Below are 26,006 nucleotides of genomic sequence, written 5' to 3' on the forward strand. Positions count from 1 at the left end.
CTTTGGGTCTGCTCAAACTTGATGCTCCGGTGCGCGGTAGACACTGGATTTTTTTGCTGCTGGCCGCCGCCTGGTTCATCTACATCGCCCGCGACCATTTCCACACCTCCATGGTGGTCTTTGGTCAGGACTTTGCGGTCTACCGCAGCGGTGCTGGGGTCATGTTTGCCGGAATGTATGAGGGTAAGGGTCTCTATGACTACCACTTAGAGAATGGTCAGCCCATTACCCTGCCCTTCACCTACCCACCCTTTGCGGTGATGGTCTTTGCTCCCTTCGCCTTTCTGCCGCTGGCAGCAGGCTCGGGCTTTATGACCCTGCTAGCGCTGCTGGCTGCGCTCTGGCTAGCAGTTTTGCTGCTCAACTACGCCCATGCCCGCGGCTATAGCGTACACGGTGAGAGCTTCTTCGGGTCTTACACCCTGGTGGTTTTTCTGGCGACTCTCATGACGCTGGTAGCGCCCTGGGACCGTGGTATCGAGCTGGGTCAAATCAACCCGCTCATCTTCCTGCTGGTTATGGTTGACCTGCTGCGTCCGGCAACCCGGGTGCCCCGCGGCGTCCTCATCGGTATTGCTGGTGGCATCAAGCTCACCCCGCTTGCCTTTGGTCTGATTCTGCTCATGCGCCGGGACTATAAGGGCGTGCTGGCTCTGGGCGCTAGCTTTGCGGCAACCGTTGCCGCCGGCTTTATCTTCATGCGTGATGAAGCCTTTGATTTCTGGTTCTTCGCGATCTCAGACCCCTCACGCGTGGGCAACATCGGTTACGTCGATAACATCTCTGTTCAGGGTCTGCTCATGCACCTGGGGCTGGACGAAGGGCCGCTACTCTCTGCCCTGCGTCTAGGCATCCTTGCCCTGCTCTTTGTGGGAACCGCCGCTGCCATCCCGGTGCTCCACCGCCGCGGTATGGTCTTCTCAGAAATCTCGCTCAACGCTTTTCTGATGATGGCACTCTCGCCCATCTCCTGGTCCCACCACTTCATCTGGCTGCCGGTCTTTATCGCAGCCCTGGTGTTGGACGCCTTCCCGGTCTTCTTCCGGTCAGCTCCCACTGGGGTGCGCTGGTTGGCGGGTGCACTGGCGCTGGTAGGGGTTGCCGGGGTGAGTTATGGCCCCATGAAGCTTGCTATTAAGCTGGACCCCACCACTCACAACCTGGACGAGCTCAGCGCATCATCGCTGTTCATCTCGTCTCTGCCGATGGCGGCACTGACCCTGCTCACCCTCATTTGGCTGGCAACAGTTTGGTGCTACCGAAAGCCCCGAGCGCAGGAAATCTAAACGCACAAAGAGATGCCCGGGCGCGTTTCCTTAGCTGTAGGAAACCCGCCCGGGCATTTTGTCTCTGAGCTAGTGGGCCTTAATCTCCCACGAACCGGAGTAGGGTTCCATCGAAATATACTGCTTGCCGGTGGGGAAGGTGATGCTGCCCTTGAAGGGGCTGAGGCTGGTGCGTAGTACCGTTACCTCATAGTCATCCACTGATCCGGTGCTGGAATTAATCTCAAGGTCACCGCCGTATTCATCGGTGGCATTGAAGCTGATATCGGCGGTTATCTCCGCGTCCTCATCAATCCTGAAGGCAGTAGCGTTCTCGCCCGTAAGGGTTTCGCCGGACTTCAGCGCCGGTGCCTTATCGGGGGTGTGGAGGGTAATCGTCCAGTCGCCCTCAGCTTCAATCTCCAGCTGGACGGTGCGGTCCTCAGCGTCGTAGAGGTTTGAATCTAACCAGTAGGATCCACTGCCTTCTTGCCCGTAAATGGAACTATAAACAGAGCTGTTAGTTTCTCCGTTTGCATCGAGGGAGCGGACGCGGAAGTCTGAGTACTCGTCCTCACCAGTGAAGGAGTACTCCAACCAGACCACACTGTCAGCCCCGCCCGGCTTTTCAATGTCAAAGGTGCTGTCACCGCTGCCACTGTAGACGGGTGAATCGGCTGAGCCGCTATTGCTAGTATCGCTTGAATCACTGGAGCCGCTGTCTGAGAGCCAGGAACTATCTGAATTACTTGAATCAGTGGTGGTAAAAGTGTTGTAAGTAATCCCACCGATGACAAAGATAAGACCAACAATGAGGGCTAAGAGCAGCAAGAGGATGCCGCCAATAACGCCGATGATCAGCCCGGTTTTGCTCTTAGGCTGTTCACCTGCTGGCTGACCATTGTAGGGCGCCGCGCCGCTGTAGGCCCCTGGCCCTGTTGGCCCACCGGTGTTGGGATAGGTCCCAGTTGAAGAACCGGGGTAAGCGCCGGTGAAGCCGGGCTGTGCTTCGGTACCAAGGGGGACGGTTGCTGCGTCATCAAATCTATCGCTTGCAGCACCATCTGCCCGTAGACTCCCTGCTGTTTCATCGCTGGCAAGTGAGGGTTGCTGATCCTCCGGCAGCGTTTGGCGTATCGTTTCAGAAACAGCGGCATAGGGGTTGGTACCTGCTGAATCTTTTTCAGTTTCGGGCGACAGAAACTCGGTGCGGTCTGCCTCGTCTGTATGACCCCGGCGGGTGCTATCTAGGTCATTTTCTTCAACCCAAAAATCCCAGCCTTCAGGTGCCTCGCCCCAGGCGGGGTCAGGTTGCCAGCCTGGTTGCGGTGTCCAATCCTTGGTGGGTGGTGCGGGCCAATTGGGCGGGGGATTGAAAATGAGAGCCACGGGTATGCCTTTCTGAATTTCTATACCTCTACCGTACCGCCTTGCCCTTCGCTCTTGGCCTGCTAAAAATTCTGTGACGGTAGGTTTTCTTGCGTAAGGTTGGAGTATGAGCGAAAACAGCAGAGAGCACACCCCTTGGAGCGCACCCGGTCATAACGCCGCCCCGCACGCCCCCCAACCACTACAGGGACACTACGGCCAGCAGCCGCAACAACCTCAGTATGGTGATCTTCCGGTCCAACCACTTCCTGACAATCAGACCCCGCCCCTACAGGTGCCACCGCCGGGGTGGCGTCCGGGCTACCGTGCTGAAACCCAAGAGCTGGGCTACCACCGGTTAGCATTGGCAGACCCCAAGAACCGCTGGTGGTCACCCCTGGTAGAAGCCGCAATTGGTGTACCTCTGTATTTAGTGCTGAGTCTTCTGATAAGCATTCCGCTAGTTATTATGAGCATCTCAAATCGCAGAGACATGCTGGGGCTCAACGACATTGATTCCACCATGCAGCGGATCCAGAGCTCCGCCCTGGAATCCCCGCTCATGTTCGCCTTCATGTTCGGCTCAGTGGCGCTCATGTTCCCGGTCATGTGGCTGGCCCGCCTCATCATCGGCCCCAAACCCTGGGGGCTGGTTCACTCGGTGGTAGGGCGCATGCGCTGGGGCTGGCTACTGACCTGCTGCGGTATCGCTGCCTTGCTTTTTGTGGTGTTCCCTGTCGCTCTTGACCTTGCAACCGGGGGGAACCTGACCTTCGAGTCCAAAACTCAGGGCAACACTTTGGCAATCCTGCTCTTGCTGGTGGTACTCATCGTTCCCTTTCAAGCCTACGCTGAGGAGCTGGTCTTCCGCGGCTACCTACTACAAACCGTAGGTCGCTGGCTCAAGCACCCCGCCTGGGCTATCGTCCTTCCTGCACCGCTCTTTATGCTGGGCCACGCCTACGACCTCTGGGCGCAGCTCTCCATCTTGGTCATGGCGCTAGCCGCTGGTTTTGTCACCTGGCGTACCGGCGGCTTAGAAGCAGCGATTGCCCTGCACGTCGTCAATAACCTGGTGGCTATGACCTTCGGCATTTACGGCCTGGCTGACCCCTTCGTCCTGGAGGGCTCCACCTGGGTCAACCTGGTATCGGCAGTTATCACCCAGGGCGTCTTTGTTCTGGTGGTGCTCTGGGCGGCTAAGAAACGGAAGCTGGCGCGTACCCGCACCGCTCAGGTCTGGGTTAAGGACGAGGTTACCGGCGCCCGCTAGCAGTTCGCTAGACTGTGTTCTATGACTCACCAAGCCCTTGACCCCCAGAACAATATTGCTGAACTCGCCGATTTTGTGGCGTCGTCACCTACCTCCTTCCACGCTGCAGCGCAGAGTGCTCGCCGTCTGACGGATGCCGGTTTTACTGAACTGCAGGAGAGCCAGCCCTGGAGCGATGAAGCCGCCACCGGCAAGCACTTTGTGGTGCGCGACGGGGCGATCATTGCTTGGGTAGGGTCACCCACCCACCAGAGCTACCGTGTGCTAGGTGCCCACACCGATTCACCGGGTTTCAAGGTCAAGCCTGCCTCATCGGTGCGTACTCTGGCTTGGAACCAGGTGGGGGTTGAGGTCTATGGCGGCCCTCTGCTGAACTCCTGGCTGGATCGCGAACTGCGCCTGGCAGGCCGTCTGACCGTGCTGGTGAATGGGCAGCTTGAGACCCGTTTAGTCGCCACCGATGCTATCGCCCGCATCCCGCAGCTGGCCATCCACCTGGACCGTGAAGCCAACTCCGGGCTCAAACTGGATAAGCAAGCCAATCTCTACCCGGTCTGGGGTTTCGGGGATTCCCGCGGGGACGTCCTCGCCTACCTGGCCGAACGGGCCGAAGGCGGCGCTCTAGACCCTGCAGCAATCGTGGGCTACGACCTACTCTTTGCCGACGCCCAGACCCCGCGCACCTTTGGTGAAAACGGGGAGCTGTTTGCCTCCGGACGCCTGGATAATCTTTCCTCAGTCCACGCCGGCCTCACCGCGCTACAGCGGGTGGCAGACGCCGGAACAGTGGGTGACCACACCCTCATGTTTGCCGCTTTCGACCACGAAGAGATTGGCTCTGAAACTCGATCGGGTGCCGCTGGCCCCTTCCTTGAGGACGTCCTGGTGCGGCTCTCAGAAGCCCGCGGTGAAAGCCTGGAGACCTACCGCCGGTCTGTCGCCGAGTCAGTCTGCCTATCAGCGGACGCCGGGCACCTGGTGCACCCCAACTACGTTGGTCACCATGACACCACCGTCCGCCCCGTTCCCGGCGGCGGCCCCCTGCTCAAAATCAACGCCAACCAGCGCTATGCCACCGATTCTGTAGGAGCGGGTATTTTCGCCCAGGCTTGTGCCAAAGCCGGTGTTCCTTACCAGCAGTTTGTCTCTAACAACAACGTGCCCTGTGGCTCCACCATCGGCCCCATTACCGCCACGCGTCTGGGGATGCGCACCGTGGACGTCGGCGTCGGGCTGCTCTCCATGCACTCGGCGCGCGAGATGGTCAGCGTGGCAGATATGGCGCACCTGACTGGCGCCATCGAAGGCTTCTTCACCCTGTAAGTAAGGGTAAGGCTCCGTAATCGACGGGTATGCTCATGCCAGCTAACGAACGTGTACTAAAACGCCGAGCGTGCGACCTAAAGTCGCACGCTCGGCGATAAGACGCACATTCGCGGAGGGGCGCTACCTACTTGTACCAGCTATCAAAGATGGTGACGGGGGTGGTGCGCTTATGGCGGGAGCGCAGGAACTTACCCTCGATATTTTCTGCAGCCGCCGGGTTGGTGTCTTTACCCTCAAGGTAGTCATCAATCTGGTCGTAGGTCAGCCCCAGCTCGTCCTCATCGGTTCTGCCGGGTTTGCCGTCTAGAAGGTCAGCGGTGGGCACCTTCTCCCAGAGCCGCTTCTCAGCCCCCAGCACCTTGAGTAGCTCGCGGTTCTGACGCTTGTTGAGACCGTGCAGGGGCATAATGTCTGCGCCACCGTCGCCGAACTTGGTGAAGAAACCGGTGACTGCCTCAGCACCGTGGTCGGTACCCACAACCAGCAGATTCTTCTCCCCGGCCAGGGCGTACTGGGCAATCATGCGGGCACGAGCCTTGACATTACCCTTATTGAAGTCAGCGATTTCGCGCCCGGTAGCGGTTTCAAAGGCGCTTTCGAAGCCGTCCACTGCGTCCATGATGTTGTAGGTGACGGTCTGCTGCGGCATGATGAAACGCAGAGCAGCCTGGGCGTCGTCCTCATCCGCCTGAACCTTATAGGGCAAACGCACGGCGATGAACTCCGCTTCAATGTCTTCAAGTTCTAGCTCTTCAACAGCTAGCTGACAGAGCCGCCCTGCCAGGGTGGAGTCTAGCCCGCCTGAGATGCCCAGGACGAAGCCGCGGGTGCCAGTGGCTTTGAGGTAGTCCACCAGAAATTGGACGCGCTTGCGCACCTCTTCTGCCGGATCGATGGTGGGCTTCACGCCCAATTCTTTAATGATGTGAGCCTGTAGTTCGCGCATACTCCAATCTTACTCTGTGACCGCTGGGAGCCTCCCTATCATCCTTGGGAATGATATTGGGGCTTTTCTCTTACCGACGCCCGAGCCCTTGAGTAGGCTGGCAGTAATAGAGAAAGGCACACATCATGACTGAACCATACGGACAGAACTTTGACGGGCAGCAGCCCGCGCAAGCTTTCGACGCGTACGGCAACCCTATCCCTTCCGACGCAAAAGCGATGGCAACCCTGGCCCACCTTTCGGGTCTGCTGGGTATTGTCTTTACCGCTTCTTTTGCCAGCTTTATTGGCCCGCTGATTTTCTGGTTTATCTATAAGGACCGCCCCGGTTACGCCTTTGTGCGTGCCGCCGCTGCCGGTGCTTTCAACTTCAGTTTCACCCTCTGGCTGGCCTATATCGCTACCATTCTGGTAACAGTTCTGACCCTTGGTTTTGCAGGAATCTTCACCTGGGCCATCTTACTTGCCATTTGGGTAGCTCTGGTGGTGCTCCATATCCTTGCAGCAATCAAAGCTAACCAGGGCGAGGTCTACACCTACCCCATGACTATTAAGGTACTGAGCTAATAAGCAAACCTGCCCGGGACCAACAGCGTTGATGCCAATTGATGAAACTGCCCTAGGGCCTCGCTTCTCCGGCTCTACTGGCCTGTACCGCGTCGTGAGAGACCACCGGTCAATCGTCGTGCGATTTTTCTTGGGTTCATGCGGCTTAGCTGCTGGTTGAGGTGGGCATTTTGCCGTTCGAGCTCTGTGATACGTTGCTCTAGCGCCCCCAGCAAATGCTGGTTACGTTCGGCTACTTCTAGCACCCGGTGCACAGCGTCCTGAACCTCGTTGGCAAGGTGGGCCTGGTAGAGGTAGGGGCCCGGGTGGCCACCTGCTGCGAGGTCCTCACGGATAGCTTCTGCTCGCACCTTGGAATCGTAGGCGGTGTGCAGATTTTGCCCGGCGTAAACCGAGTTAGCGTTAGCGCCGGTGGCCTCTACACGCTTCGACCAGTGGGCTAGATTTTCCTTAATGAAAACCACTTCGTGGGCGGACGCCACCCGTACGTTGAACTCCCAGTCACCCACCACAGGCAGAGACTCATTGTAGTAACCCAGAGTGTCGTGGAGTTCCCGGCGGTAGAGAATGCTGATGGGCACCGCGCGGTTGATGCGGAAGAAATCCTGAATGCTCATCCATTCGAGGTAGCCCCAGAAAGGTACGGAGTCGATAAATTCAAAGCCATCATCGGTGATGCGTTCGAAGTATTCGTCGGTGCGGACCACGCTCATGGCAGCGCCGGTTTCGACCAGGGTGCGCACGCTGGTTTCAAGAAAGGTAGGTTCCCAGAGATCGTCATCATCGTGCACCGCAATAAAAGTGCTGTTAGTTGCGTGGATGCCTGCGTTGGTTGCGGCTTCCATGCCGGTTGACTCGGGTCGGTGTAAGACCCGAACTTTGCTGCGGAACTCAGCAGGTTGTTCTGCTAGGAGGGTATCGACTACCCCTGCATCGCCGCCGTCGTTGACCAGCGCAACGGTGTAGTCAGTGAAGGTTTGCTCCGCGATATTAGAGAGAGCACGCGCTAGGAAAACTGGGCGGTCCTTGGTTCGGACGATGATGGCGACAGAGGGGGTATTCATGGGCCTCACGATAACTAAATTCGGGAAGGTGACGTCTTAGAACCATCGTAGCGTGTGCGAATCGAAAGCAGAATTGGAATGCTCGGGAGGCAAGAAAAGTGCCCCCGATGTTGAAATCGGGGGCACCATTTCTACCTACATTCGAGCCTTGTGTCAGCTATTTCTTTACTTGCTGAGCACGTTTGCATCGTAACGGTAGAGGAAGGCTGCCATCGCACCACGCTCAATGGGGGTACTCGGGCGGAAGGTGCCGTCATCCCAACCGTTGGTGATGTTCTGTTCTGCCAACCAGCTGATTTCCTTGTAGAACTGGCGGTTGGTGGGAACATCGTTGAACTGTGATTTGGTGGGTGCGGTGTAAGCCGGTGACCCTGCCATGCGGTAGAAGAAGGCTGCCATCGCGTCACGGTTCACGGGTTCGCTGGGGCGGAAGGTGCCGTCATCCCAGCCGGTGGTGATACCCTGCTCAGCCAACCAGCTGATTTCTTTGTAGAACGGGTGATCGGTGGGAACATCCTTGAATCGTGATTCGGTGGGTGCGGTGTAAGCCGGTGACCCTGCCATGCGGTAGAAGAAGGCTGCCATCGCGCCGCGCTCTACTGACTTGTTGGGGCGGAAGGTGCCATCGGACCAGCCGGTGGTGATACCGCGTGTTGCAAGCCAGTTGATCTCGTTGTAGAACGGGTGATCAGAGGGGACATCAGTGAAGCGGGGGTTCATTACGGTGGGAGCTGACGGGCTGTTCTGTACGTCTACTACCTGTGCCTTATTGCCTACAACACCCTTGTTGATACCTGAGAGGTCGCCGGTTGAGTTGTGCATGTGCAAGAAGAGAGCACGGGTTGAGTCGCTTGAGGTCCGGATCGCGGTAATTTCGGTGTCCGGAGCATCGATGAAGAGCGAATCAGTTAGCTTTTGGTTAGAGAAGAAAGACAGTGCGGGATTGTAGGGGTTGTACTTGATCCAGTCGGTGCTTTCGATGACTTCATCGTTGGCGATGCCGTGTACCTTGTAGCTGAGGCTCTGAGCCTGAGCGGGAGTCAGGTTCAGTGCGTTCAGTGAGATAGGGAGAACAGCGGCGTTGGTGTCGAGGATGTTGGTGTCAACATCACCGAAAGCGCCGTTGAGGGGCTGGCTGTCAACGGGGCTCCAGGAGCCGTTATCCATGCGACGCAGCAGGTTGACGACAGGGTAGTCAACACCGGTGATGCGGGTGGTTACAGCAGTAAAGTCAGGTACACCGTCGTTGTTCACGTCGATGCTTGCTTCAAACGCTACAGAGGGGGTCATGGTTTCCCAGTTGCCCCAGGTCGACAGACCAATGTTCAACATAGCGCCGGCAGGGATGCCGTTCTGAACTCCACCGAGTTCACGAATGGTGGAGTTGGCACCAACGTACTGCAAGTCAACTGCTTGGAAAGAGGGCTGACCGAGCTTGCCGGTGGGGATTCGGGCGCTTTCAGCACCGAGCTGGAAGGCACCCAGTCCTGATACGTACCCGTTCTGGTTCAGAGCTGTACCTGAGAGTTTGACCTTTTCCTGAGCGGAGGTAGCGCCAAAGTGGATAGCCTCGGCCTTCATCTCTGAAACGGGCTTAGGAGCAGCCTGTACAGGAACGCGCAGGGTGGTCTCACCGTCAGAAAGAATCATGCGGGTTGACAGGGTAGCCAGGTACTGGCGAGCAATACCGCGGTGTTCCTCGAGCTGAGCAGGGTCCCTGGTCTTCGCCAGTTCAGCGCCGTTAGTGGTTGCGGTAACGGTGAAAGTAGCCTTCGAGTTAGCTGCAACAGTAACGTTGGCCGGTGCGGACAGCTCTACGCCCTGTAGGGAGGAGCTGTCGTTGAAGTTAATGGCGAAGGTGCGATCCTGATCGCCACGGTTATCAACGGTGAAGTTGCGGGTCTGTGTGAGGACATCACCGGTAGCAACCTCGGTTACACCGAAGCTCGATGAAACCTGCTCAGCGCGATCAGCGTTGTAGAGCAGAACATCTGAGTTCACAGCCTGCAGGGCATCAACACGGCCTGCACCAACACGTTCTACCGAGTAGGTGTTGCCCTTCAGATCCTTGGGATCGTGGTTAGCCGAGTTCATGATCGCTGCTTTGAGTGAGGCAGGCGAGTAGTTGGGGTGAGCCTCAAGCACGAGAGCTGCAATACCGGCGACGTGAGGAGCTGCCATGGAGGTACCGGTCATCACGGCAGGCTGTGTGCCGCCGCCAGCTGCAACTGACTTGATGGAGGTGCCGGGGGCTGCAACGTCGGGCTTAGTGAAACCTGCTGAACCGTGCTGACCGCGAGCGGTCGAGGGGTTAGCGTTATCATGCTGTCCGGTTTCAAGGAGGGCAGCGCCGATCATCTCGGGGTCAAGCTTAATTTTCAGGGTGCCGGCTTCAGCAGCGGGACGAGCCTTTTCGGCGTCCGTAGCAGTCAAGCGAACACCGGGGATGCCTGCGTTACCAGCAATACCCGAGTCTTCCTTTACAACCTGGGAGGCCAGGACGACGCCCTTAGCGCCAGCCTTCTCGATGTTGTTGAAGCGAACTGCTGAGCCGCAGGGGAAGTCACCGGTTTCATCTGACCAGTCGATGAAGACCCACTTGCCAGCGAAGTTAGTGTCTGCCGGGTAGGCGTCACAAGCGTAGGGGTTTTCAGCGGTGGTTGCTACGACCTCGCCGGTGAGCTGCTCTTCGGTGGCGGTGTTGTAGTTGAAGTTGACGCTGTAGTCGCCGACAACGGGGCCTGCGATATCAGCGGGTGCAAGGATTTCAGCACCATCTGCGTAGCCCTTGGAGCCAATGGTGTTAGCAACGGTGAGGGATGAGATGGTGTTACCGGGAGTGCCCAGTACAGAGTAGGTATCACCCTGACCGCCAAAGCCATTAGCGTTACCGGCTGCGGTAACGGTAAGAACACCGTTGCGGTAGAGCGAATCCATGATGATGTTGTCAGGGTCATCAATGGGGCCGAAGTCTGAGCCCAGTGAAAGGTTGACGATGTCAACGCGGTCTGAGTAGTCGCCGTCACCGTTGGGGTCGAGGGAGCGATCAAGGGCTTGACCGGTGAGGTTGGTTGAGCCTTCACAGCCGAAGACGCGCAGGCCCACTATCTGAGCTTCGGGTGCTGAACCGGGGCCAATCTGCATCTTCTGAACATCTTCTGAGGTCAGCTTAGAGTAGTCCCCGTCAAAGGTGCTTCCATCAGCGTTGGTGCCGTAGGCTGCTGCAGTGCCGGCTACGTGGCTACCGTGACCTGCCTCTGCGCAGTCCAGGGGGTTGCTATCGGGTGAAGGGACGTTCTTGGTGGGATCAGAGGCGTTGTAGTCATCACCTGCGAGGTCATAACCGCCAATAAACTTTTCGGGGTTATAAAGGCCGCTATCGGCTGAAGGCATTTCAGACATTGCCTGAGCCTCTTGGTATGCTTCATCGGTGCCGGGGCCACCAAAGGCTGAGTGGGTGTAATCGACACCGGTGTCTACTACAGAAATGGTGACACCCTTACCGGTTTTGCCGGTGTTGACCCAGGTTGCTAGTGCTGCGGTATCAATGTCTGATGTGCCGTTGACTCGTTCCTTGGGAATAATACGTGAGATGCGCTCAACGTCGTTGCGTTCGGCAAGTTTGCGCAGGGACTCCGCATCGCCCTGAAGAGCGACGCCTCGTACCGAGTTATAGGTGGTATAAATGACGTCAGAACCTGATTCGCCGGCCACCTGAGCTGCCTGAGATTCAACGGCGCTTTGAATGCTGCGAACCTGCGAAGCGGTATCAACCGGGTCTGATGTCCCGTCGAGGACGCTCCTAGGCTGTGTAGCTTCGTAGGCACCCTGGCCCTTGAACTGCACGAAAACAGCAACGGGGCCCTCTGCGTCATCGAGGTTAGAGCTAACCTTCTGACCGTCAGAATTTGAGAGTAGGGCATCTTGGAGGGATGATACTGGTGCGAGATTTGCATCTGCATCGGTTGTTGCATGTGCGGTGGGTAGGACGGTGAGAGGGAGAGCGAGAGCCAGCCCTAGCGTCGTTACCGCGCATGAACGAAGAGCTCGCTGACGCGAGTTTGTTTCTTTCATGGGGATTCCTTCTGGGTAGATCCAATACGTATGCGGGTGATGTGACTCACTCTATCTGAAAAGGTGGGCTGTGACACGTGTTTTCAGTGGTAACTTTCGCATCTACTGACTGCTCCACGTCAGGGCCAACTGTTGAGGAGGTGAAATATCGGGCAAAGATAGCACCCCGCCCCGGTAACGGGTATTCTTAGGAGCTGGTGTGTTCTGATTTTTCCGCGTAAACCTGCCTTGGATACTGGATTCTCGTTCCACACCACACCGCCGTGAAATCCGGCCGGTGAAGATCCTAGTACAGGAGAATATATGCCAGCGATCGTAATCGTCGGCGCCCAGTGGGGCGACGAAGGTAAGGGTAAAGCGACTGACCTTTTGGGTGGCCGCGTTGACTACGTGGTGAAGCCTAACGGCGGTAATAATGCAGGCCATACCGTAGTTGTGAACGGTCAGAAGTTCGAGCTTAAGCTCCTTCCGGCAGGCATTTTGTCACCCAACGCTGTACCCGTTATCGGTAACGGTGTGGTGATTAACCCCGAGGCTCTTTTTGAAGAAATTGACGGTCTTGAAGCACGCGGCGCTGATACCTCCAAACTAAAAATTTCAGCTAACGCACACCTGGTAGCTCCTTACCACCAGACCATGGATAAGGTCACCGAGCGCTTCTTGGGTAAGCGCGCCATCGGTACCACCGGCCGCGGTATCGGCCCCACCTACATGGACAAGATTGGCCGCCTGGGCATTCGTGTTCAGGACATTCTGGACGAGTCCATCCTGCGCCAGAAGGTCGAAGGTGCCCTGCGTCAGAAAAACGAACTGCTGGTCAAGGTCTACAACCGCCGCCACGTCGAGGTTGAAGAAACTGTGGATTACTTCATGAGCTTCGCTGACCGCCTGCGCCCCATGATTGTTGAATCCACTCAGCTGCTGAACAAGGCACTGGATGAGGGCAAGACCCTGCTGATGGAGGGCGGCCAGGCGACCTTCTTGGACGTTGACCACGGCACCTACCCCTTCGTCACCTCATCTAACCCCACCGCTGGCGGTGCATCCGTTGGCTCCGGTGTAGGCCCCACCCGCATCACCCGAGTCATCGGTATTCAGAAGGCTTACACCACCCGCGTAGGCGCTGGTCCCTTCCCCACCGAACTCTTTGATGAGATGGGTGAATTCCTGCAGAAGACCGGCGGCGAGTTTGGTGTGAACACCGGCCGCCCCCGTCGTTGCGGCTGGTATGACGCAGTGCTAGCACGTCAGGCAGCGCGCGTGAACGGTTTTACCGACCTCTTTATCACCAAGCTGGACGTGCTCACCGGGCTTGAGAAGATCCCCGTGTGTGTGGCCTACGATGTGGACGGCGTCCGTCATGACGAGATGCCCATGACCCAGTCAGAGTTCCACCATGCTAAGCCTATCTACGAGTACTTCGACGGCTGGACCGAGGACATCACCGAGGCCAAGACCCTGGAGGACCTCCCCGAAAACGCACGGAAGTACGTGGAAAAGCTGGAGGAAATCTCAGACTGCCGCATCTCTGCAGTCGGTGTCGGCCCCGGCCGCGAGCAGACCATTGTGGTCCGCGACCTGATTGAAAGCTAGACAGCTTCGTCGAAGTCACTAAAAGACCGCCATGGTGGGCTCAGTAGCTGGTGGAAACAGTTACGCCGCGTCATTGGCGGTCTTATCTTCTGTCATTAATTGAAATCTGCAGCTCACGGTTCGGAATGAGGTATATCACGTGCCAAAGGTCCTAATTCTTGCGGATCTTGGGCAAGAAAATTACCACGTCGGTGATGAGGCCATGGGTATCGCTGCCCAAGTAGCTCTAGAAGAGCGAGGTTTTGAAACCTATATCGCTACTCGTTCTACCGATCACTCCCGCGCCTACATTCGCTCTGCCCAAGGTTATATCGAGACCCTGGTTTTTCCGGGTGAGCCTGCTCGCCGTGAAGAATATCTTGAAGAGGTGCGAGCCTGTCTGAGTGGTGCCCGAGTGGCGCGGGAGATTTCCGAGTTCATACATCATGTTTCTGCCATGGATGGCATTCTGATAGCTGGTGGCGGAAACATGAACTCTGTCTTCGGTTGGCTTCTGTATGAGCGGGCAGCCTATGCTTTGGTGGCAGAGCATTTCGGGATTCCTCTAGTGATTTCAGGGCAGTCTATTGGCCCTGTTCTGACCGACCGGGACGAACGTACCCTGGCGGAGCTTCTTAGCGTTGCACAGCTGGTCGGTATGCGCGAGCAGACCTCCTTCGACCGAGTGCGTGCGCTAGGAATAGATGTGAGACATTGCGTGGATGACGCGACTTTCTACTCGGTAGGTCAGCGGAACCTTCCCCACGCCCCGGATTTTACGCTCCCCAGCGACTATATCTGTGCCACCTTCACCAACTTGAGTGACTCTGAAGTGCAAACAATCGCTGTGCTGTTGGATGATATTTACCGAAGGTATGGGTTTACCACCGTGCTGGTGCAACATAAGGGTATGCCCGGGGAAGCCCTTGACGACATTATTGTTGCACGGCGCATCGCTGAGTGGATGACCTCACCCTGCCTGGTGCTTCCTATCCTGCACGCAGATTCTACGGTAGCGATACACCAAGGCGCTCACCTCAACTTTTCTAACCGTTACCACCCCGGTGTTTTCTCTCTGGCAGCTGGTGTTCCATATGTTGCGCTCATACCGGATGCATTCACCGATATACGGATAGCGGGCTTGATGGCCCACTACGGTGTTGAGGGTTTTGCTGTGTCGCAAGAGCTTATCGCTGAGGTTGCTGGTCAAGCTCTCACTGAAGCGATTGAACGTCGTGAAGATATTACTGCTCACCTACAATCTCGTTCGCGTGAGCTGGCCATTTTCTCCGTTTCCTGGTGGGACGCTGTTGCCAGCGAGCTTCGGGGGCAACGTGCTTCCGTGGGTCTGATGGATCTCGGCCCTGCTCCCACCTTTGAGGTGGGGGATTGGTCGGAGCAGAACACTGCCCGCAGGGCCAAAGTAGCCCAGGTTTCACTGAGCGAGACGTTGGCGCATGCTCACCATGACAGGGAACGGTCCTGGGCGGACTACCGCGCTGCCCACCCTACTGCAAGGGTGCCAGGTCAGCCTCTAGTCAGCGTTATTATTCCTGCCTACAATGCCGCCCACACCATTGGTGACCAGCTGGAATGCCTATCACGCCAAAAGTCAGCACCCAACTTTGAAGTGATTATCAGTGATAACGGCAGCACAGATGAGTTGGTAACGGCGGTTGAACCGTATTGGAATCGGCTCAACGTGCGCATCGTGGATTCTTCTCAGATTCAGGGGGTTTCCCACGCCCGGAACGTGGGGATTCAAGAATCGCAGTGCGATTTTATTATGATTTGTGATGCTGATGATTTCGTATCCCAGGGGTGGGTGCGTGCGATGTATGATGCAATGTGCACCTATCCCGATGCCTACGTGCTAGGTCAATACCTCTATATCAGTGACGAAGGGGGGCTGAGGCTGCAGCACCCCGAGGTGCAGCGGCTATTCACTGAACCTAAATGGCAGGACGTCTTTATTCAGGACCCTGACCCTTCTGCCCCCATTGAAACTCACTTCTTCATCGGTGGGGGGTCTTTAGCGTTTCGCAGGGAGGCAGGGCTTCAGCTGAGAGGCTTCGATTCCTCCTACACCCGGGGCGGGGATGATTGGGATTTCTTTGCCCGCGCTCGCTTAGCAGGTATGCGACAGGTAGAAGCCTACGGGGCAGCAATTGCCTATAGAATTTCACACAGCCCGGCTCAACAGCTGAAACGTCAACGCTTCTACGGTCTCAATGATGTGCTGGTGACACGCCGTTTCCCTGCGCAGGTGCAGACAGATACCTCGGTCATCAAGCAGATGCCCGTTCTGCTCAAAACTCCCTACCGTCTGGCTCGTTATCGCGACCTAGAGACAAGGGTGAAGATTTTCAGTGACCTGGGGTATGCCCTGGGCATCCTTCAGGGCACCATCCTCTACAGAGCTTTACGTCGGATTCCTCGCCCGGTGCTCATGAAGGAAAATCAACCCTAGTCTTCCTTGCTCAGTGGGGGCTCCTGCTATGTAGGCCGCTGACCCTGCCGCGCACTGCGTCCTGCCCTAAGATAGAAACCATGCCTATTCTCCTGAATGTCCTCAACCCTGACGCCGGTGCTGCTCGACCTAGCGATTCGGTACAACAGACCATCGATGCTTACCGGGCCGGTGAACAAGCCTTTATCGGGATCAGCAACCCCACAGATACTGACCTCGCCTGGCTCACTGACACCTTTGGCCTGCACCGTCTGGCGGTTGAAGACTCTGAATTTGGTCACCAGCGCGCCAAAATGGAAAAATACGGTGATATCTACTTTATGGTGCTTAAGCCCACCGTCTATGTCGATGAACTCGAGGAAATCAGGTTCGGTGAGGCCCACGTCTTTGTTGGTCCACGCTTCGTAATCTGGCTTAATAAAGACTCCTTGCGCTCAGAAGTTCACTCCCAAGAAGTCATGGAAGCCGCTTTCGCCCGTCTTGAAGACGAGCCCACCCCCATGAAATTCTTACACCAGCTCATGGATGGCCTAGTTGATGGTTATATACCCGTAGTCGAGGGCCTAGAAAATGACGGGGACGAGATTGAAGACTCCCTCTTTGGAGATAATTATGAAGCCTCAGAAATCTCCCAGCGCATCTACGGGCTGCTCAATGAAGTCAGTGACTTCAAGCGCGCCGTCAAACCGGTGGCGCAGATGTTAGAGCTCATTATGGGCAGGCTCCGCACGCAAGCCAACGCGGGTGCCGAGCGGCAACAAGAAGAAACCCTGGAACTCCTGCGCCACTACCGCGATGTGCACGATCATGCGGTGCACGTGAGCGAGCGGGTGGATGACCTGTTCACTTCCCTAGAAAATGCTCTGCAGGTCAATGCCACGATTGTTGCTGAACGTCAGAATGATGACATGAAGAAAATTTCAGCGTGGGCAGCTATCTTCGTTGCCCCTACCATCGTCGGGTCAATCTACGGCATGAACTTTGACGATATGCCCGAGCTCCACTGGACTTTTGGCTACCCCTTTGCGTTAGGGGTGATGGTGGCGGTTTCCCTGGGACTCTGGTTGGTTTTCAAAAAGAAAGAGTGGCTCTAAAACCTGCCAATCCTCCCCGCGCAGTTTACCTGTGCGGGGAGGTCGCGTCTCTGCGTTTTACTGATAGGCGCTAGGAACAGGCAACTCATCGTTCAGCAGGTAGGTGCCCAGCTCCTTGCACTTATAGGCAACAGGGTCATGCAGGGTATGAGTGCGGACATCTCGCCAGTGTCGGTCTAACCCAAGTTCGGTCTTGGTGGCTCTTGCACCGGTCACATCAAAGACTCTCTGAGTGACCTCCAGGCTCACCTCGTGGGCAGTAATCTTGGCAGCCACAATATTCTCAGCAACCGCTGAGCGCTGCTCAAGAGTGATTCCCTTACCCTGGCTGATGAGCCAATCCAAGCTATCGGTCGCCTGCTGCACTAGAGCGCTCAGTGCCTGTAGTTTGCTGGCCAGCTCCCCATAGGTGCGCACAATATAGGGATCGTCTGTGGCTTTTTGTACATCAGCGTGAAACCAGGGCCGCGATGTATTGCGGGTGTACCCTACCGACTCAAGGAAGGCGCCCTCTGCCGCAGCCAGGTAGACCGTGCTAAAGAGCAATTGAAAACCGAGGGTTGACAGGGTCTTATAGGCTTCCCGGTCAGCGTCTGTTGGTCCAACGTCGGCAATGACCGCTTCTTGGGCCACAAAAACGTTCCGGAACTCAATGCTATTGGTTGCTGTCCCACGGGATCCCAAAACATCCCAGTCATCGTGCAGCACCACCCCATCCAAAGTGGTATCAACCAGCAGAGCAATGCGGTCCCCCTCAGCAGTGAAGACGCGGGCAAAAATTTGATCTGCCACCCTGCTACCGGTAGCAAAAGGCTTAACACCATTAATGATGTAGCCACCTTCTACCCGTTGTGCCTGCACCTGGCTCCCCTGAGGTGTGCCTGTGGACGAGAATAGCCAACGGTTGGTGATGCTGTCTGCTGCCAGTTGCTGAGCGCGCTCACCCTCAATATCCAAGTAGGGGAAAACCTGAAAGAGGTAGTGGTACCCTAGGAGTTGCCCCGTTGAGTTATCAGCCCGGGCAATAATCTGAACCAGCTCAAAAGCCTCATGCAGGTTTAGACCTTCACCGCCTAACGAGCGAGGGATGTTGAGGGGAAGAAGGCCGGAATCTTGCAGTATTTTCTTAGCAGCAAACGGCGGTAAATTAGCGCGGTCGCGCTTCACCACGTCTGCCCGCAGTTTCTCAGCGGTTGTATGGGCAACCTCCACCCAGTGCTTGTGGCTTGCCTTCCGCTGGACGGTGGTAAAAGTGGGCAAAATTGAAAGTGTCATTTGTCGTTCTTCTCTCCAGATGGGGTTAGGCGTCTACGTCCCAGGAGGCAAAATCAGCTTTAATGTCTCGGTCCCAGGGGGTATCGAGCACCCCGCCGATGTAGTCCTTGTACCACTGCCGAACCTCATCTGAGTGGAAGGCATCTTGTAGCGCCTGAGCTTTCTCTGTGCCAACAAAATCTGGACGGGCAGCTACCAGGCAAATGTAGGGCAGGGCGTCTTCAGTGGTTTCAAAAGCCAGCGCGGCCTGAGGTTCCAACCCAATTTCTGAGGCGAGACGGACAAAAAGAAAACCGGCGTCAGCGTCGGGTAGGGTCTTGGACAGAGACTGCTGGTCGACCTCTACGAACTGAAGATCTTTGGGGTTTTCTAGGATGTCTTGTTGAGAAAGATGGGTCACGGGCTTACCTTCGGTCAGGGTGAGAAGACCATGCTGGGCAAGAAGAGCTAAAGCACGGCCGTTGTTGGAGGTGTCGACCGGGATGGCGATCCTCGCCCCTTGAGGCAGGGCATCCAGGGATGAATACTTCTGTGACCAGATACCAGCGGGGGACGTGTACTCGTAGAAAAGGGGCACCAAATCAAGCCCCTTGTCCCGCTTAAACTGCTGCAGGTATGCCCCGTGCTGGAAGAAGTTAGCGTCATAGGTGCCCTGGGAAACCTCGAGGTTGGGCTGCACGATATCGGTGACGTAGGTTGCCTGTAGGTCCCAGCCTTTTTCCTTCAGAATTTTTTGGGCGATTTTGGTGGGCTCCTGGTAGGGGGCTGATTCAGTAGCGATGATGGTGATGGTTTTATCGTTACCGCTAGCGGCAGTGCCGCAGGCACTGAAGGCCAGTGCGCCTAGGGTTGCGATGCCTGAACTGATGAGAAGCTGTCGGCGGTTGATAGAGAGGCTCATGGTGTACGTCCTTAGGATAAGAAGAGGTTTTAGTGTGTGCGGTAAAAAGTTGCAGTGGGGTTGGCGCTGTAGGGTTGGGATTCCCCAAATTTTTCGCGCAGAGTCCCGGGGGCATAGCTCGTTTGGGCTAGTCCGCGGCGGGTCAGTTCGGGCAGAATATGGTCGATGAAGTCCGTATAAGAGCTGGGTAAGAAGGAGTTGATGACATTAATTCCAGCCACTCCGGCGTCCTGCCAGCGCTCTAGCTGATCGGCAATTTGCTCTGGGGTTCCTACCAGGTGCTGGGCTTCAGTACGGTAGCGGGCAACGTCCTCTAGGGTAGGATTCTGGCCCGGGGTAGAGGCCTTAATCGCATCTAGGATCCCGCGTGAGCCTTCGGTTTCGATGTCACCTAAGGGTGTATCTAAGGGAACTCCACCTAAATCGACGCCCAGGCTGCCACCGATATGGGCCAGCACCGTATCAACATCTAGGTACTCCCGCTCTGCTTCGTGCAGGCGGTGAGCTTCCTCTTCCGTGGAGCCAACCGTGAAGGACAAGCCCGCAAAGAGCTTGATGTCCTCCCGGCGCCGTCCTGCTGCCTCTGCCTGCACGCGCAGCTTTTCTGAAAACCTCTGAGCGTAGTCGGGAGAGGGAGCAAAAACGAAAGCAGCTTCGGCATGTTGACCGGCGAATACCGTGCCTCGGGTGGAGTTACCTGCCTGAAACAGTAGCGGAGTTCGCTGGGGTGAAGGAGACACCAAATGCGGCCCCTCCACGGAGTAACGTTGGCCAGAATGGTTGATTTTGTGAACCTTTGACGGGTTAGCAAAGATACCGGACTCTTTATCTGTGAGCAGCGCACCCTCCTGCCAGGAGCTCTCCCAGAGCTTGTAGCAGACCTCCAAATATTCATCTGCCCAGTCATAACGCTGGTCGTGCTCCGTGATGGAGGAACTGCCAAAGTTCTTGTGGGCGTTTTCTAAAGAGCTAGTAACAATGTTCCAAGCAACCCGGCCACCGCTCAGGTGATCAAGGGTTGAGAGCTGGCGGGCAAAGGTAAAGGGGTGCGCCTGAATCACCGATGAGGTAATAGCCAACCCCAGGTTCTGAGTGACAGCAGCCAGAGCTGATGCCAGTACCAGCGGGTCGTTGGAAGGAACTTGAAGGCCTTTACGAATAAGTGAGTCTGTGTTGCCTTCATGGTTTCCATACAGGCCCACCACATCTGCCAGGAAGAGCGCGTCAAAGTGGGCAGCTTCTAGCTGCTGGGCTAAATCAGTCCAGAGGGCTAGCTCGTTGAAACGGTGCTGCTGGGCATCGGGATGGCGCCACTGACCGCCGCGAATATGATTGCCAGTGTTCATAACAAAAGCGCTCAACAGTAGGCGGGGGCGCTGGCTAAAAGTAGACATAGTTATCCTCGTGCAGGGTGAAGTTTTTATAGTGTTAGCGTTTATCGAGGGCCCGTGAAAGACGAGATCCGCTGACTTGCACCAGAGATACCAGGGCAATCATAAGAAGAATCGCTAGGACCATCAGCGGAGTTTCGTAACGGTAGTAGCCGTAGCGGATAGCGAAGTCGCCTATACCTCCACCGCCCACCAGCCCTGCCATAGCTGAGTAAGAAATAAAGCTGACCGTCATGATGGTGACAGACCCAACCAGGGCGGGAATTGCGTCCACCAACAGAACATGAGAAATAACCTGGCGGTGTTTAGCTCCCATAGCAAGGGCTGCTTCTACGGTGCCCTGACCTAACTGTGTGAGGTTCTGCTCTACAAAACGGGCGAAGTAGGGCACTGCGTTGATGGTGAGAGGGACGATGACCGCAGCGGTGCCGATGGTTGTTCCCACCAAAAGTCTGGTGAAGGGAATGATGGCAATGAGCAAAATCAGAAAGGGAAAAGAGCGGGCTATGCTCACCGCGGTGTCGAGTGCCTTGTGCACTTTAGGTCGAGGGGAGAGCCCATCTGGCCCCCAAAGGTACAGCAGAATCCCCAGAGGGGTACCACCGGCAACGGCCAGGGGAATGGCTACTGCAATCATGGTAAAGGTCTGCCCCAGGGCTGTCAGAAGTTCCGGATAAATTTCAACAATGCGCTCAAACATGGTGTAGCTCCTCTACAGACTGGACGTGTTCTGACGCGGCTAGCTCAATGGTGGGGTTAAGCCTGATGGAGTCATCAAGCAGGTAGGCGCCGATGTCGCTAGTAGGAATGAAATTTTTACGGCGAATATCTTTGGTGCTCACCTGCTCAACCAAGGCGCCGCCCTCAAGAATCGCAATCTCATCGGCCAAAGCCTTGACTACGTTCATCTCATGGGTAACCAGAACGGTGGTAATTCCAAATTCGGTATTAATATCTTTGAGGTACTGCAAAATACTTCCAGTGGTGCGTGGGTCGACGGCGGAGGTCGGCTCATCGCAGAGAAGAATCTGAGGCTGAGGCGCTAGGGCGCGGGCTATCGCTACCCGCTGTTTTTGGCCCCCTGACAGTTGCCCGGGGTAGGCGTTTTCTTTGCCCGCCAAATCCACAATTTCAAGAGCCTGGCGCGCCTTCTCTTTCCTAAACGCACGGCTAACACCAGCAAACTTCAGGGCAAGTTCAACGTTCTTGCGCACGGTTAGGTTATTGACCAGGTTGAAGTGCTGGAAAATCATGCCAATGTTGTGGCGGGCTTCGCGTAGCTGCGCTGGGTTGAGATTGGTCAGGTCAGTCCCATCAATGAGAATCCGCCCATCACTGGGACGTTCCAACAGATTTATCGAACGAAGAAGCGTTGACTTACCTGCCCCAGAGAACCCAATGATGCCTTGTATAGATGACTTGGGAACATGGAGAGAGACATTCTTGACCGCGCAGAATTCGCGCTCGCCGCGTCCGTAGCTCACCGAAACGTTATCCAGTTGAATCACTGTTTACTCCTCGTAGACATGCGAGGAAAACCTAGAACAGCATAGGCCTATCCAGAGGGAAGGGCCGGAGCGGAAAAAGGATTCCATCGCCTCCTGGCGGGAGCACCGGGCCTCAAAGGGCTGGTTGCTGCGACGTCACTGAGCCAGGTCTCTCGGTCGCTCTTGATGGTTTTGTTGGGTTTGACTCTAATCATGTCTCTTAGGGGTTGGCAAACAGAAGACAGAGGATGACATGAAAAGTCCAGGTATGAAGAATTGTGAACCAGGGCACGTCACATTAAGGGTGGGATGTAATGATTTAGTGGGAAGAAGAGCCTTTCCCTGTGCCTGAACACCTGGTTGAAAGACTGGCCGAAACTGCCCGCATAGCAACTGAGTTGGATGAGCGTAGGGAAGGTTTGCATCATGCCGTTCATGGTCAAAAGAATGGGTCTAAAAAATTCTCAGATGAGGAAATGACTGACTCAGCGGTGCTATAGCAGTGGTGGGAGAGATGGCGATAGCCCAGCGTAAGAGAGCTGAGAGCCAAGGGCAACCACCCGGCATCACTGCTACAAGGTACCCACCTTCACCAATAGGTTAGTTATTTTAGGGGCTCAGGACCTATGGGTTGCCTGAGCGGCTCTAGGCTGCGTTGTCTACCAGCTTGCTGATAGCCCCCAGTAGACCTTCGATATCTGCTGGACTGGGAGAGGGGCTCTGCCCCTGTGCTGAGGTTACTTTCTCGCTGCTGTCCCCTGCCTGTGATAGCACCGCGTTGTAGTAGAGACCGTCCCCAATCAGCAAAATTGCCCGCGCAACGTGGGGGTCCTTCACCTCATCCTCAAGCAGGCTGAGCCAGCGGTCTTGCACCCGCTTCATGGCGGTGTTCACCGCTGGTTGAAACTCATTGCCCAGGCGCGTGACTGAAATGATGGTGCGGTCCAGAGAGGAGTCCTGCCAGACCGAGGTGCGCACATAATAGTTGGTGGCCCCAGCGGGGTCCTGGCTCATGAGAACTGCGTCGTCTTCAGCTAGGGTCTCAAGGCGCTGCAAAAGCCCGGATGCCAAAGCCCGCTTGTCCTTGAAGTGGTAGAGCAAACCCCCCTTAGAGACACCTGCAGCTTTGGCTATGGCCTCTAAAGTAGCGGCGCGTTCGCCGTTCTCAACAAGCACTCTTTCGTAGGCATCCAGTATCTTTTCGCGTGCACTCATGTACTCCAGAATACACGCAAAAGCCTTGAGCAAGAACCGTCCAGACGGTACAGTGTCTTGGGTAAGAACCATCAAACCCCTTCAAACATTGAGGTGCCCATGCGCTCGGTAACCGGCCAAATCCCGGCCGTGAACCCCGTATCAACAACGCCCTACCCCAAACGCTGGTGGGCATTAGCTGTGCTGATGCTACCGGTGCTTTTGGTGTCTGTTGATAACACTGTGCTTTCCTTTGCCTTGCCGGTCATTTCTGCACAGCTTAATCCCACAGGTGCCCAGTTGCTGTGGATCACCGATATCTACCCGCTCATTCTCGCGGGTCTACTGGTGCCAGCCGGTAGTCTGGGGGACCGCCTGGGCCGCCGCCGTCTGCTGCTGGTCGGTGGCACGGGTTTCACTGTCATCTCGGCAGCTGCTGCCTTCGCCCCCACCGCTGACTGGCTCATCGTAGCCCGTGCCGCCATGGGCTTCTTCGGCGCCATGCTGATGCCCGCCACCCTTTCCATCATCAGAAATATGTTTGAAGACGCTGTTGAGCGTCGCACCGCCATCGCTATTTGGGCTGCGGGTTTCTCAGGTGGCGCTGCCCTGGGGCCTATCGTTGGTGGAGTGCTTCTTGAACACTTCAGCTGGGGCTCAATTTTCTTGATGGCGGTACCGGTGCTCCTGCCTCTACTCATTGCCGGGCCCCTGGTGTTGCCTGAATCTAAAGACCCTAATCCCGGTGCTATTGACCCGCTCTCTATCGCCTTGGTCATGCTAACCATGGCACCGCTGGTTTACTCCATCAAGCACTTTGCGACCGCTGGGTTTGATCTGCAAACCGCGCTCACCCTAGTGGTAGCAGTGATCGCAGGTGTGCTTTTCACTCGCCGCCAGCTGGCACGCAACAACCCCATGTTGGACGTCCGCCTTTTCACCAACCCGCGTTTCTCGGGTGCGGTAGCCGCCAATCTACTGGCAGTCTTTGCTCTGGTTGGCTTCTTGTACTTTGTCTCCCAGCATATGCAGTTAGTCAGTGGCCATTCACCCCTGCAGGCAAGCTTCTTGCTGCTGCCCGGGCTTGCCACAACGGTGATTATGGGGCTGTTGGTGGTCAAGATGGTCAAGCGCTTTAAGCCCTCCCATGTGGTGGCTTTTGCGCTGATGCTCAGCTCTCTAGCCTTTGCGCTGGTAGCCTACTCAGCACGGGTGGAGTCTGATCTGGGTATTATTCTGGCTTTCGCTCTGCTGGGTGCAGGTATCGGTATGGCCGAGACCCTCTCCAATGACATCATTATGACCAGTGTCCCCGCACCCAAGGCGGGAGCGGCGTCCGCTATCTCTGAGACTGCTTACGAAACTGGTTCGGTGATGGGCACCGCCGTGCTGGGGTCCATTCTGAACGCGGTGTATGCTGCTCGGGTGGTTGTTCCCGAAGGGGTGGATGCCGCTGCAGCTGATGTGGCCCGTGAAACCTTGGGTGGGGCCACCAGCGTTGCCCAGCATCTAGAACCCGCCCTGGCTGAGCAACTATTGGATTCAGCCCGTCATGCCTTCGACTCTGGAGCGGTCTACACCTCCCTAATCGGTGCGGCGGTCATGGTGCTCGCAGCTCTTGTGGCTCTGCGAACTCTGCGCAGCGTCAAAATGTAGAGTGCTGCATCAGGACGGCTGGGCGCACTGGCTACAGGGGTGAATGCTGACCGGTGAAGTAACCTAAAAGTGCGACACGATTTAGTTGCCGGAGTGATGCAATACACTACCTGTTCATTTTTTTAGGATAAATTCAGCTATGTGACCGCACCCACCATTCCTGGACTCGAAAATTCGACTCCCACCCACGAACCGCCCCAGCGCAAATACAAGCGCGGAACCAAGGCAACCCTGCTGGGTCTTGCCCTGGTCTTGCCCAACCTGATCCTGCTACTGGTCTTCACTTACCGACCCCTGATCGATAACATTCGTTTGTCGTTCTATAACTGGAACATCGCCTCCACGCGCCCAGCCACCTTCGTCGGTCTTGATAACTACATCGAATGGGCACAAAACCCCGTCAGCTGGCAGATTGTCCTGCAGACCGCCATCTTCACGGTGGCTGCTGTTGCTGGATCGATGGTTCTTGGTCTTGCTTTGGCGTTGCTGCTGGACCGGCCCCTCAAGGGGCGCAACGCGGTCCGCTCGCTGGTCTTTGCCCCCTACGTTATTTCGGGTGCGGCGGTTGGTGTTGCCTTCCAGTTTGTCTTTGACCCCGGCTACGGTCTGATTCAAGACCTTCTCGGCAGGGTCGGTCTTGACTCGCCCCAGTTCTACACCAACCCCAACTGGGCCCTGTTCATGATTACGACCACCTATATCTGGAAGAACCTGGGCTATACCTTCGTCATTTACCTCGCCGCCTTGCAGGGTCTGCGCAAAGATCTCGATGAAGCGGCAGAAATTGACCGCACCCCGCGCCTCCGCAAGTTTTTCAAGGTCACCTTGCCGCAGCTGCGTCCCACCACCTTCTTCCTCTCCATCACCGTGCTACTGAACTCCTTACAGGTCTTCGACATCATCAACGTGATGACCCGCGGTGGCCCCCTGGAAACCTCCACCACCACCCTGGTTTACCAGGTCTATCAGGAGACCTTCGTTAATTCCCGTGCAGGCTACGGTGCTGCCATTGCAACCATCATGTTCTTGGCGGTTCTAATTATCACCGTGGTTCAGGTTCGTATGCAGGAAAGGGATAAGTAAG

Annotated in this window: 20 protein-coding genes and 1 riboswitch; of the genes, 10 read left to right on the forward strand and 10 right to left on the reverse strand. The window is 56.3% G+C overall.

The annotated features are described in order from the left end of the window. The first annotated feature begins 2 nt into the window (after positions 1-2). Positions 3-1,286 carry a glycosyltransferase 87 family protein gene (locus tag L6990_RS06190; protein ID WP_237203209.1) on the forward strand — a complete coding sequence of 428 codons (1,284 nt, stop codon included), beginning with the start codon at positions 3-5 and terminating at the stop codon, positions 1,284-1,286. A gap of 69 nt (positions 1,287-1,355) precedes the next feature. Here the strand turns inward: L6990_RS06190 and L6990_RS06195 are convergent, their stop codons facing one another. Beyond that, positions 1,356-2,654, reverse strand: a complete 1,299-nt coding sequence (locus L6990_RS06195) for a hypothetical protein (RefSeq protein ID WP_237203210.1) — start codon at positions 2,652-2,654, stop codon at positions 1,356-1,358. 106 nt (positions 2,655-2,760) lie between these two features. Between L6990_RS06195 and L6990_RS06200 the strand changes: the two genes are divergently transcribed. Together L6990_RS06200 and L6990_RS06205 are read left to right on the forward strand one after the other, a co-directional pair. Beyond that, the gene (locus tag L6990_RS06200; protein WP_237203211.1) at positions 2,761-3,906 is read left to right on the forward strand and encodes a CPBP family intramembrane glutamic endopeptidase; all 1,146 of its coding nucleotides are present in this window, start codon (positions 2,761-2,763) and stop codon (positions 3,904-3,906) included. A 21-nt stretch (positions 3,907-3,927) separates the two neighbouring features. Then, positions 3,928-5,229: a M18 family aminopeptidase gene (locus tag L6990_RS06205; protein ID WP_237203212.1), complete on the forward strand. Its 1,302-nt coding sequence runs from the start codon at positions 3,928-3,930 to the stop codon at positions 5,227-5,229. A 127-nt stretch (positions 5,230-5,356) separates the two neighbouring features. Here the strand turns inward: L6990_RS06205 and nadE are convergent, their stop codons facing one another. Next, positions 5,357-6,178, reverse strand: a complete 822-nt coding sequence (gene nadE / locus L6990_RS06210) for an ammonia-dependent NAD(+) synthetase (RefSeq protein WP_237203213.1) — start codon at positions 6,176-6,178, stop codon at positions 5,357-5,359. Between the two features lie 125 nt (positions 6,179-6,303). Between nadE and L6990_RS06215 the strand changes: the two genes are divergently transcribed. After that, positions 6,304-6,744: a DUF4870 domain-containing protein gene (locus tag L6990_RS06215; protein WP_237203214.1), complete on the forward strand. Its 441-nt coding sequence runs from the start codon at positions 6,304-6,306 to the stop codon at positions 6,742-6,744. Positions 6,745-6,818: 74 nt separating this feature from the next. Here L6990_RS06215 and L6990_RS06220 read toward each other — a convergent pair whose 3' ends face one another. Then, the gene (locus L6990_RS06220) at positions 6,819-7,808 is read right to left on the reverse strand and encodes a glycosyltransferase family 2 protein (RefSeq protein WP_237203215.1); all 990 of its coding nucleotides are present in this window, start codon (positions 7,806-7,808) and stop codon (positions 6,819-6,821) included. 165 nt (positions 7,809-7,973) lie between these two features. Beyond that, a complete protein-coding gene (locus tag L6990_RS06225) occupies positions 7,974-11,882 on the reverse strand; it encodes a S8 family serine peptidase (protein WP_237203216.1) in 3,909 nt (1,302 codons plus the stop codon). A gap of 303 nt (positions 11,883-12,185) precedes the next feature. Here L6990_RS06225 and L6990_RS06230 point away from each other — a divergent pair, with 303 nt between their 5' ends. The 3 genes from L6990_RS06230 to L6990_RS06240 all read left to right on the forward strand — a co-directional run bounded on the left by L6990_RS06230 (position 12,186) and on the right by L6990_RS06240 (position 17,018). Next, positions 12,186-13,475, forward strand: a complete 1,290-nt coding sequence (locus L6990_RS06230) for an adenylosuccinate synthase (protein ID WP_237203217.1) — start codon at positions 12,186-12,188, stop codon at positions 13,473-13,475. A 139-nt stretch (positions 13,476-13,614) separates the two neighbouring features. Next, complete coding sequence (locus L6990_RS06235) at positions 13,615-15,924, forward strand: glycosyltransferase (protein WP_237203218.1); 2,310 nt, start codon at positions 13,615-13,617, stop codon at positions 15,922-15,924. A gap of 80 nt (positions 15,925-16,004) precedes the next feature. Then, a complete protein-coding gene (locus tag L6990_RS06240; RefSeq protein WP_237203219.1) occupies positions 16,005-17,018 on the forward strand; it encodes a magnesium and cobalt transport protein CorA in 1,014 nt (337 codons plus the stop codon). Positions 17,019-17,075: 57 nt separating this feature from the next. Here the strand turns inward: L6990_RS06240 and L6990_RS06245 are convergent, their stop codons facing one another. The 5 genes from L6990_RS06245 to L6990_RS06265 are packed head-to-tail and all read right to left on the reverse strand — an operon-like array spanning position 17,076 to position 22,093. Continuing rightward, positions 17,076-18,293: an acyl-CoA dehydrogenase family protein gene (locus L6990_RS06245; RefSeq protein WP_237203220.1), complete on the reverse strand. Its 1,218-nt coding sequence runs from the start codon at positions 18,291-18,293 to the stop codon at positions 17,076-17,078. A 25-nt stretch (positions 18,294-18,318) separates the two neighbouring features. Beyond that, on the reverse strand, positions 18,319-19,194 hold the full coding sequence (locus L6990_RS06250; protein ID WP_237203221.1) for a MetQ/NlpA family ABC transporter substrate-binding protein: 876 nt from the start codon (positions 19,192-19,194) through the stop codon (positions 18,319-18,321). 29 nt (positions 19,195-19,223) lie between these two features. After that, a complete protein-coding gene (locus L6990_RS06255; RefSeq protein ID WP_237203222.1) occupies positions 19,224-20,588 on the reverse strand; it encodes an LLM class flavin-dependent oxidoreductase in 1,365 nt (454 codons plus the stop codon). Positions 20,589-20,622: 34 nt separating this feature from the next. Then, positions 20,623-21,285, reverse strand: coding sequence for a methionine ABC transporter permease (locus tag L6990_RS06260; protein ID WP_237203223.1), 663 nt, complete (start codon positions 21,283-21,285; stop codon positions 20,623-20,625). Continuing rightward, positions 21,278-22,093: a methionine ABC transporter ATP-binding protein gene (locus L6990_RS06265; RefSeq protein WP_237203224.1), complete on the reverse strand. Its 816-nt coding sequence runs from the start codon at positions 22,091-22,093 to the stop codon at positions 21,278-21,280. Before L6990_RS06265 ends, L6990_RS06260 begins: the two co-directional genes overlap by 8 nt. 80 nt (positions 22,094-22,173) lie before the next feature. After that, positions 22,174-22,265: riboswitch (SAM riboswitch) on the reverse strand. Between the two features lie 151 nt (positions 22,266-22,416). Between L6990_RS06265 and L6990_RS06270 the strand changes: the two genes are divergently transcribed. Further along, on the forward strand, positions 22,417-22,572 hold the full coding sequence (locus L6990_RS06270; RefSeq protein WP_237203225.1) for a hypothetical protein: 156 nt from the start codon (positions 22,417-22,419) through the stop codon (positions 22,570-22,572). A 145-nt stretch (positions 22,573-22,717) separates the two neighbouring features. Here the strand turns inward: L6990_RS06270 and L6990_RS06275 are convergent, their stop codons facing one another. Beyond that, positions 22,718-23,287 carry a TetR/AcrR family transcriptional regulator gene (locus L6990_RS06275; RefSeq protein WP_237203226.1) on the reverse strand — a complete coding sequence of 190 codons (570 nt, stop codon included), beginning with the start codon at positions 23,285-23,287 and terminating at the stop codon, positions 22,718-22,720. A gap of 99 nt (positions 23,288-23,386) precedes the next feature. Between L6990_RS06275 and L6990_RS06280 the strand changes: the two genes are divergently transcribed. Further along, positions 23,387-24,922 carry an MFS transporter gene (locus L6990_RS06280; protein ID WP_237203384.1) on the forward strand — a complete coding sequence of 512 codons (1,536 nt, stop codon included), beginning with the start codon at positions 23,387-23,389 and terminating at the stop codon, positions 24,920-24,922. A 141-nt stretch (positions 24,923-25,063) separates the two neighbouring features. Continuing rightward, positions 25,064-26,005 carry a carbohydrate ABC transporter permease gene (locus tag L6990_RS06285; protein ID WP_237203227.1) on the forward strand — a complete coding sequence of 314 codons (942 nt, stop codon included), beginning with the start codon at positions 25,064-25,066 and terminating at the stop codon, positions 26,003-26,005. Position 26,006 lies beyond the last annotated feature (1 nt).

Origin of the sequence: Rothia endophytica (assembly GCF_928381505.1) — a bacterium.
Lineage (GTDB): Bacteria > Actinomycetota > Actinomycetes > Actinomycetales > Micrococcaceae > Rothia > Rothia endophytica_A.